Origin of the sequence: Jatrophihabitans sp. (genome assembly GCF_035474675.1) — a bacterium.
Lineage (GTDB): Bacteria > Actinomycetota > Actinomycetes > Mycobacteriales > Jatrophihabitantaceae > Jatrophihabitans_A.
Window position 1 is genome coordinate 39,900 of record NZ_DATINC010000182.1, and the last position, 8,640, is coordinate 48,539.

Below are 8,640 nucleotides of genomic sequence, written 5' to 3' on the forward strand. Positions count from 1 at the left end.
GGCTCAAGAACCGCTGTGCCCCCGCTTGGCCATACTGGAACGGTGATCTCGGTCGAAACCGCTCGCCTGCTCCGCGACGCCGGGCTCCGCTGGACTCCCGCGGCCGGGGACCGCTTCGTGGTCGTGGACCGAGGCATGGACGACGAGGTCTTCGTGCTCAGCGACATGACCGTGGAGGTGCACCAGCTCGAGCACGGCCAGGTCATCGGGTTCAACGGCACCACCGAGTGGGCGCTGGACTCGGTGGAGGACCGGGACGCGCTCTGGCTGCCCCGCGAGGGACAGCTGCGCGAGCTGCTCGCCGGGACGTTCCGCAGCCTGGACCGGGTCGAGAGCGACTGGCGGGTACGGCTGGAGATCAATTCGGCGCCGGTCCAGGTGCGGCACCGCGATCCCGAGCAGGCCTACGCGCTGGCGCTGCTGCAGCTGATCACCAGCTCGGCCTGAGTTTCCTTCCCGGTCAGTCCTTTCCCGGTCAGTCGCTTCCCGGTCAGTCGCTTCCCGGTCAGTCGCTTTCCGGTTGGTCCGGCATCGGTTGATCCGGCGGCACCAGCGTGCCGGGGATCTCCCGGCACCGGCCGCGCATCTCGGCCACCACCGTTCCGTCGGCGCGTCGCACCGTGACGTCGTACAGCCCGGCCCGGCCGCGCCGGAAGCGCTCCACCGCGACCGCCCGCAGCTCGTCGCCGGCCCGGACCGCCGCCACGAAGTCGATGTCGCCCCCGGTGGCCACAGTGTTGCGGTTGTAGCTGTTGCAGGCCACCGCGAAGGCGGTGTCGGCCAGCGTGAACACCACGCCGCCGTGGCCGATCTGGTGGCCGTTGAGCATTGCGGGGGTGACCGTCATCGCCAGCTCGGCCCGGCCGGGGCCGGCTCGCAGCGCCCGGATGCCCAGCGCCGCCGAGGCCGCGTCGGCGCCGAGCATGGCGCGCATGCAGCGCTCGGCCAGCTCGCCGGCGTCCGGCGCCGGTTCCTCGGTCATGCGGTGCTCCTGCCTGGTGGCGTCCGGTCGGCCTGCGGGTGGCGAGCAGGAGGCATGGTCCCACACCGGCGGGCGAGGTCCCCCGTGCCGTTGCGCTCCTACTGTCCTTTCCCGTTGCCTCTTTCTGTCGTCCCTTTCCCGTTGTCTTCTTCTGTCGTCCTTTCCGTTGTCCTTATCCGTTGCCCTCCGGGCGCGGGTGGCGGCGGCCCGTCGTAGGGTGGAGGCCTGCCAGCGGGCGGCGAGCCCTGTCGAGGAGGATGCGGCGGTGTCACACGAGGCCGAAAGACCGATCCTGCAGCAGATCCACGACCTGGTCGCCGAGGAGCACACGCTGCGCTCGGCGCACACCGGCATCGGGCTGAACTCCGACGAGCGCACCCGGCTGGAGGCCATCGAGCGCGAACTCGACCGGTGCTGGGACCTGCTGCGGCACCGGCGGGCCGAGGAGGAGTTCGGACAGGCCTGACCCGGCCACCGCTCACCGGTCGGGCAGGGTGCGCGGTGCTCCGAGCAGGTAGGTCAGCAGCACCACGGTGATGGTCTCGGCGCACAGCAGCCCGACCAGCACCACGATCTGGAACCGGGCCGCCTGGACGGCGCTGGCGCCGCCGAGCAACGCTCCGATGAACGCCCCGGGCAGGGTCACCAGCCCGACCGTGCGGGTCTGGTCCAGGGCCGGTACCAGCGCCTCCGAGGCCGCCCAGCGGGCCACCTCGCGTACCGCCTGGCGGGGCGTCGCCCCGATCGAGAGCCACGCTTCGACCTCGTCCCGGCGGCGGCGCAGCCCCTCGGCCAGGTGCCGGCCGGCCAGCGTCGCCGCGGTCATGGTGCCGCCCAGCACGATGCCGGACGCCGCCACGAAGGTGCGCACGTCCCGGTCCAGGGTGGGCAGCGCGACAACGATCGCGATCACCACCGCGGCGCCCGCACCACAGGAGAGCAGCACCGCGGGCAGCGCGCCCTCGACGCCCCGCAGCCGGCGGGCTGCCGTCCAGGTGGCGACCGCGAACATCACCGCCACCACCGCCACCGAGGTCCACGGTGCGGCGAACACCCCGCGCAGCGCGGCGGCCACGAACGCCAGTTGCAGCACCGCGCGCAGCGAGGCGGTCAGCAGGTCGCGCTGCCGGTCCAGCCGGCCGGCCCGGGAGACCGCGGCCGCGATCGCCAGCAACGCCACCAGGCCGACGACCAGGCGGACCCATTCGGTCACCCGAGGGACCGTACCGCCTGCGCCTGCCGGACCGGCCGCAAGGTGAAGAACGGGTCGGTACCGGCTACCGTCAAGTGGTTACCGGCGGGTAGTGCGCTTGCCTTGCCCGTCCTGTTCGTTCGTCCTGCTGTCTGCCTGTCCTGCCGAGGAGCACGCCGTGGACTTCGCCGAGACCCCCGAGCACCGGGCGCTGCGCTCGTCGGTCGCCGAACTGGGAACCGAGTTCGGCATCGACTACTGGCTGGCCAAGGCACGCAAGCACGAGGTGACCACCGAACTGTGGGAGAAGGCCGCCCGGCTCGGCTTCATCGGCGTCAACATCCCCGAGCAGTACGGCGGCGGTGGCGGTGGCATCAGCGAGCTCGCGATCGTGTGCGAGGAGCTGGCCGCGGCCGGGGCGCCGTTGCTGTTGCTGGTGGTCTCGCCGGCCATCTGCGCCACCATCATCGCCCAGAGCGGCACCGAGGAGCAGAAGCGGCGCTGGCTGCCGGGAATGGCCGATGGCTCGATCAAGATGGCGTTCGCGATCACCGAGCCGGACGCCGGGCTGAACTCGCACAACATCTCCACCAGCGCGGTGCAGCAGCCGGACGGCGACTACCTCGTCAACGGCCGCAAGTACTACATCTCCGCGGTCGACCAGGCCGACTACATCCTGGTGGTGGGGCAGTCGCCGGCCTCGCGCGAGGGTGGCCAGATCCGTCCGGCGCTGTTCGTGGTGCCGACCGACGCGCCGGGGCTGGAGTACCGGCCGATCGAGATGGAGCTGGTCTCGCCGGAACGGCAGTTCTTCTGCTACTTCGACGACGTGCGGGTGCCGGTGGACGACGTCATCGGCGGCTCGCTGGACGCCGCGCTGCCGGCGCTGTTCGCCGGCCTCAACCCGGAGCGGATCACCATCGCCGCGTTCTCGATCGGCACCGCCCGGTTCGCGCTGGCCAAGGCGGCGCGTTACGCCAACGAGCGGACCGTCTGGAAGCAGCCGATCGGGGCGCACCAGGCGATCGCGCATCCGCTGGCCAAGGCCTACATCGAGACCGAGCTGGCCAAGCTGATGGTCTACAAGGCCGCGGCCGCGCACGACTCGGGAGATGCGATGGCCGCTGGCGAGGCGTCCAACATGGCCAAGTACGCCGCCGGCGAGGCAGCCTGGAACGCTCTCGATGCGGCGATCCAGACCCACGGCGGCAACGGGCTGACCGCCGAGTACGGCCTCGGTGCGCTGCTCGGCGTGGTCCGCGCGATGCGGATTGCCCCGGTGAGCAAGGAGATGCTGCTCAACTTCGTGGCCCAGTACTCGCTGGGACTGCCCAAGTCCTACTGAGGTCTGGCGAGGGCTGGAAGCGCTCGGCGTTCTGAGCGCTGCCGGCCGGGTGCGCTTATTTCTCTATCCTCATTCTCTCTCCTCATTGATGTTCGGCATGGTTTTCCACAGCTCACCTACCCTGATCGTGCTTTATCCACAAGGCTCTCGTGGATCTGAAAACAGTCAGGAGGCTGGGCTAGCGTCGAAGCATGATCACAGCCGGGGTCGAGGCCAGCGAGTGGGATCTCCTGCCACCGCTGGACGAGGCATCGTCACCACCATCGATTCTCTTTGCCGATCCGGCTGATTCCTCGATGAATCCTGCCGATGCGTTGCGGCAGGGGTTGGCGTGGCGGCAGCCGGGGCTCACCGAGTCCGCCAGGCTCGCCGCGCTGGACTTCTCCGCCTTGACCGCTGCCGAGCGCATCGCTGCCCTGGCCGACCAGCAACGTCAGCTGGCCTGGTGGTCGGCGCGGCAGCTGTCGTTGCTGAGCCTGATCGCGGCTGAGGATTCCTCGTCGAAGCACTGGTGTGTCGAAGAGATCGGTTGCGCGCTCGGGCTGCCCGGCCCGGCCGCCCAGAACCTGCTCAAGAATGCCGAACGGATCTGCGGCCAGCTGCCTGCCACCTTGGTGGCGCTGTCCGAGGGCCGGATCGGCCTGCCCCAGGCCACCGCGATCGCCGAGGCCTCCTACTCGCTGCCGGATGACGTGCTGCCCGGCTATGAGGCGCGAGTGCTGGCGTCTGCGCACCAGCAGTCCATCGTGCAGCTCAAGCGGGCTGCCAAGCGCGCCGCGTTGCAGCTCGACCCGGCCTCGGCCGAACAGCGGCACCAGCGTGCGGTGGCCGACCGGCATCTCCGGGTCACCCCGGCCGACCACGGAACGTCCTGGCTGATGGCGCTGCTGCCGTCGGCCCAGGCGCAACTGCTCTACGACCGGGTCGACGCCGCCGCCCGAATGGCGCCGGCTGACGATGCCCGGACGATGGATCAGTTACGCGCGGATGCCCTGGTGAACGCGGTGCTGAACGGCATCGACGGCGATCTGCCTTCCGCGCAAGGGCTTCGGCCGGCTATCCAGGTCGTGGTGCCGCTGTCGACCCTGGCCGGCGCGAGCGAGGAGCCGGGCTGGTTGGCAGGCTACGGCCCGATCACTGCCGACTACGCCCGCGAACTCGCGCACGATCCCACCGGCACCTGGCGCCGGCTGGTCACCGACCCGGTCAGCGGCCAGCTGCTGGACTACGGAACCACCAGGTACCGGCCGCCCCGGCACCTGGCTGACCACGTGATCGGACGAGACGGCGAATGCACCTTTCCGTTCTGCACCCAGCAAGCCCGGCGCTGCGACCTCGACCACATCGTGGCCTACCCGGACGGCAACACCAGCGCGTACAACCTGCATCCGCTGCACCGCCGGCACCACAACGCCAAGACCGAGGCCGGGTGGCGGGTCAGCCGGCATCCGCACACCGGCAGCAGTCACTGGACCAGCCCGATGGGGCGGCGCTATCGCACCGATCCGCCCGAACGCTGGCCGATGCTTGCAACCCGGTCTGAGTATCGAGAAGCACCCGCCGGACCGGAACCGCCACCCGAACCGCCGCCCTTCTAAGGACTGTCGAGAGCGGAGTTGGATGCGGTCGCCCTAATGTGACCGCCTTCCGGGAGCGTGCCCCTACCGGCGCGTGGAACGCGCCCGCCTGGCTTGCGCGCGTTCTCGACCCGGCTGCTGCTCAAGCAGACGAAGCCTCCTGCTGCTCAGCCGGGCGTGCAGGATGGGTTCGCGGTCGGCGACGGCGAGCTGCTCGGGCTGGTGCTCGGGCTCGTCGACGGCGTGCCCGATCCCGAGCCGCTGGGCGAGGCCGGCGGCGACGACGAAGCCGGCGGCGAGCTTGGACAGGTCGGCTTCACCGCCACGGTCAGCGTGATCGTGGTCGAGGGGTCGTAGAAGATCCCCGGCGTCGGATCCACCGACATCACCTGGCCGACCTGGAAGCCCGGCCGTACCGGCTCGTTGTCCGACCGCGCGATGGTGGTGAAGCCGAGCTGGTTGAGCTTGGCCCGGGCCTGCTGCTCGGTCAGCTTGGTGACGTCCGGCAGCTTGACCTTGCCGTTGGCGACCTGCAACTTGACCGTGGTGCCCGGCGGCACCGAGGCATTGGCCGGCGGGTCCTGCCCGATCACCTGCCCGGACGGCTTCGGGCTGTCGACATCGGACCGGCTGGCCGCCAGGCCCTGCGAAGCCAGCGCCTTCTGCGCCTCGCTGTAGGACAGCCCCACCACCTGCTGCACCAACACGTCGGCCGGCCCGGCGTAGACGGTGAAGCTGACGGTGGTCCCGTCGGCCACCTCCTTGCCGGCCGCCGGGTTCTGGGTGCAGACCTGGCCCTTGGTCGGGTTCTTCAGCACCGCCGAGTCCGCCCCCGCGCTGCACGGCCCGTTGCTGCCGTCCGGCTTGCCGGTCGCCGGGATCAGGTGATTGGCCCGCAACGTGTCGATCGCGGCCGCCGGCGACAACCCGACCAGCGCCGGAACCTGGTAGAGCGCCGGGGTGTTCGGCTCGTTGTCCTTCTTCAACAGGTACAGCGCGGTACCGCCGATCACCAGCAGCAGCGCCAGCACCACCGCCGTCCAGATCAGCGCCCCGCGATGGTGGGCGGTGTCGTCCTCATCGTCGTAGTTCGGCGTCAGCACCCCCGGCCGCGCCGGCGGCCGGGCGGCGATGAACTGGGTGCGCTGGGCATCGGTCATCACCGACTCCGCCTCGACCGGCTGGCCGGCCAGCGCGCGCTGCAGGTCGATGCGCATCTCGGCAGCCGTCTGATAGCGATTCAGCGGGTTCTTCGCCAGCGCCTTCATCACGATGGAGTCCAGCGCCGGCGGCACCACGGCATTCACCGAGGAAGGCACCTGCGGGTTCTCCCGGACGTGCTGGTACGCGATCGCCACCGGCGAGTCCCCGGTGAACGGCGGGTGCCCGGTGAGCAGCTCATAGAGCAGGCACCCGGTGGAGTACACGTCCGAGCGGGCATCGACCGACTCGCCGCGCGCCTGCTCCGGCGACAGGTACTGCGCGGTGCCGATCACGGCAGCGGTGGCGGTCACGGTCGCCGCGTTGTCGGCCAGCGCCCGGGCGATGCCGAAGTCCATCACCTTGACCGCGCCGGCACTGGTGATCATCACGTTGCCCGGCTTGATGTCGCGGTGCACGATGCCCGAGCGGTGCGAGAAGTCCAGCGCCGCGCACACCTCGGCGACGATCTCCATGGCCTGCTGCGGCGCCAGCCGGCCCTGGGTCTTGAGCACCTCGCGCAGCGTGTGCCCCTCGACGTACTCCATCACGATGTAGGGGGTGTGACCCTCCGGCCCATCGTCCTCGCCGGTGTCGTACACCGCCACGATTGACGGGTGGTTGAGCCCCGCGGCGGCCTGCGCCTCGCGCCGGAACCGGTTCTGGAACGTGGGATCGCGTGCCAGGTCGGACCGCAGCACCTTCACCGCGACATCCCGGCCGAGCCGGACGTCGCGGCCCTTGCGGACCTCGGCCATCCCGCCGTAGCCGAGCAGGTCCCCGATCTCGTAGCGGCCGCCTACCAGCCGTGCTGCCGTCATCGGACGTCCTTACTGTCTGCCTGCCGTGCACTGCCGCTCAGCCGCGCACCGCCACACCGTCGTGCGCTGCCGCTCAGCCGCGCACCGCCACACCGTCGTGCACTGCCTGCCCACCGTGCGAGGCGTCGCTGCCGGGCACCCTGTAGCTGACCTGCGAAGCCCATCATTTAACCCCTATCGCGGCCAGATAGGCCTTCATCACGGCCTGCGCCACCGGCGCGGCGGCCAGGCCGCCGGTGGTCTCGCTGCCGCGCACCCCGCCGTTCTCGATGATCACCGCCACCGCGATCTTGGGGTTGTCCGCCGGCGCGAACCCGGAGAACCAGGCGTGCGGCTGGTTGACGTAGCTGCCGTCGGCCTTCTGCGGACCGTTGTCGGCGGTGCCGGTCTTGCCGGCGACCTGGATGCCCGGGATCTGGGCCGCCGTTCCGGTGCCCTTGGCGACCACGTTCACCATCATCGCGGTCAGCTGGTGGGCCTGGTCGGAATCCATCACCTGGTTGAGCACCTCGGGGTCGGGATGGCTCAGCACCGCCAGGTTCGGCGCCTGCTCCTCCGACACCAGGTACGGCTTCATCAACTTGCCACCGTTGGCCACCGCGGCCGAGATCATCGCCGCCTGCAGCGGGGTCACCCGCACGTCGCGCTGGCCGATGCTGGACTGGGCCAGCGCCGCCTGGTCGATGATTGGCCCGACCGACGAGGCCGCCACCGGCACCGGCACCGAGAGGTCGCTGTCGTCGATGCCGAACAGCGCGGCCTGCTGCTTGATGGTCTCGGTGCCCAGATCCATCCCCAGCTGGGCGAAGGCGGTGTTGCAGGAGATGGTGAGCGCGTGGTTCAGGGTGTCGGTCTTGCCGTCCGCGCACTGCTCGCCGCCGAAGTTGCGCAACTGGGTACGGGTCTGCGGCAACGTCAGCGCGTTCGGCGCCGGGATCCTGGTCTGCGGCGTCCGGCCGTTCTTCAGCGCGGCGCTGGCCACCACCACCTTGAACACCGACCCCGGCGGGTAGGTGACGTTGAACGCCCGGTTGAGCAGCGGGTTGTCGGGGTCGGCGTTGTAGCGCTTGTAGGCGGCCTGGATGCCGTCCGGCGAGTGCGAGCTCAACGCGTTCGGGTCGAACGACGGGGTGCTCACCGCAGCCAGGATCGCCCCGGTCGCCGGGTCCAGCGCCACCACCGCACCGCGCCGGGACCCCAGCGCCTGGTAGGCCGCCGCCTGCGCCTGCTTGTTGACGGTCAGCAGCACGTTGCCGCCCCGGGTGTCCCGGCCGGTCAGCAGGTTGGTCAGCCGCTGCACGAACAGCCGGTCATCCGCACCTGACAGCACCCCGTCCTCAGCCGCTTCGACCGAGGTGTTGCCGTAGTAGAGGGAGTTGAACCCGGTGACCGGGGCGTACACGGCGCCGTTGGAGTACTTGCGCAGGTACATCAGCGCGTCCTTGGTAGCGACCGACTCCGCCACCGGCGTTCCCGAGCCCTGCAGGACGATGGAGCCGCGCTGGCGCTTGTACTCGTTCAGC

Annotated in this window: 8 protein-coding genes; 4 read left to right on the forward strand and 4 right to left on the reverse strand. The window is 70.4% G+C overall.

The features are described 5' to 3' along the window. Positions 1 to 42: 42 nt before the first annotated feature. Positions 43 to 447, forward strand: coding sequence for a pilus assembly protein CpaE (locus tag VLJ82_RS20830; protein WP_408665289.1), 405 nt, complete (start codon positions 43 to 45; stop codon positions 445 to 447). 58 nt (positions 448 to 505) lie between these two features. On the opposite strand, the gene paaI is transcribed toward VLJ82_RS20830, so the two are convergent. Next, entirely contained in the window at positions 506 to 982 is a 477-nt protein-coding gene (gene paaI, locus VLJ82_RS20835; RefSeq protein WP_408665290.1) for a hydroxyphenylacetyl-CoA thioesterase PaaI, read from the reverse strand. Positions 983 to 1,247: 265 nt separating this feature from the next. On the opposite strand from paaI, the gene VLJ82_RS20840 reads away from it, so the two are divergent. After that, positions 1,248 to 1,448: a DUF2630 family protein gene (locus tag VLJ82_RS20840; protein WP_408665291.1), complete on the forward strand. Its 201-nt coding sequence runs from the start codon at positions 1,248 to 1,250 to the stop codon at positions 1,446 to 1,448. A 12-nt stretch (positions 1,449 to 1,460) separates the two neighbouring features. Here VLJ82_RS20840 and VLJ82_RS20845 read toward each other — a convergent pair whose 3' ends face one another. Further along, positions 1,461 to 2,195: an ABC transporter permease gene (locus VLJ82_RS20845; protein ID WP_408665292.1), complete on the reverse strand. Its 735-nt coding sequence runs from the start codon at positions 2,193 to 2,195 to the stop codon at positions 1,461 to 1,463. A gap of 157 nt (positions 2,196 to 2,352) precedes the next feature. Between VLJ82_RS20845 and VLJ82_RS20850 the strand changes: the two genes are divergently transcribed. Next, positions 2,353 to 3,519, forward strand: a complete 1,167-nt coding sequence (locus VLJ82_RS20850) for an acyl-CoA dehydrogenase family protein (protein WP_408665293.1) — start codon at positions 2,353 to 2,355, stop codon at positions 3,517 to 3,519. 191 nt (positions 3,520 to 3,710) lie between these two features. Further along, entirely contained in the window at positions 3,711 to 5,117 is a 1,407-nt protein-coding gene (locus VLJ82_RS20855; protein WP_408665294.1) for a DUF222 domain-containing protein, read from the forward strand. A gap of 146 nt (positions 5,118 to 5,263) precedes the next feature. On the opposite strand, the gene pknB is transcribed toward VLJ82_RS20855, so the two are convergent. Both pknB and VLJ82_RS20865 read right to left on the reverse strand, forming a co-directional pair. Next, positions 5,264 to 7,117, reverse strand: coding sequence for a Stk1 family PASTA domain-containing Ser/Thr kinase (pknB, locus tag VLJ82_RS20860; protein WP_408665295.1), 1,854 nt, complete (start codon positions 7,115 to 7,117; stop codon positions 5,264 to 5,266). 163 nt (positions 7,118 to 7,280) lie between these two features. Further along, positions 7,281 to 8,640 (reverse strand): peptidoglycan D,D-transpeptidase FtsI family protein (locus VLJ82_RS20865; RefSeq protein ID WP_408665296.1); only part of this gene is annotated, 1,360 nt, incomplete at its 5' end.

What these genes read in the sequence shown, in the direction of transcription:
- pknB (WP_408665295.1), bottom strand. Translation starts at nt 7,117, where the DNA reads ATGACGGCAGCACGGCTGGTAGGCGGCCGCTACGAGATCGGGGACCTG.
- VLJ82_RS20855 (WP_408665294.1), top strand. Translation starts at nt 3,711, where the DNA reads ATGATCACAGCCGGGGTCGAGGCCAGCGAGTGGGATCTCCTGCCACCG.
- paaI (WP_408665290.1), bottom strand. Translation starts at nt 982, where the DNA reads ATGACCGAGGAACCGGCGCCGGACGCCGGCGAGCTGGCCGAGCGCTGC.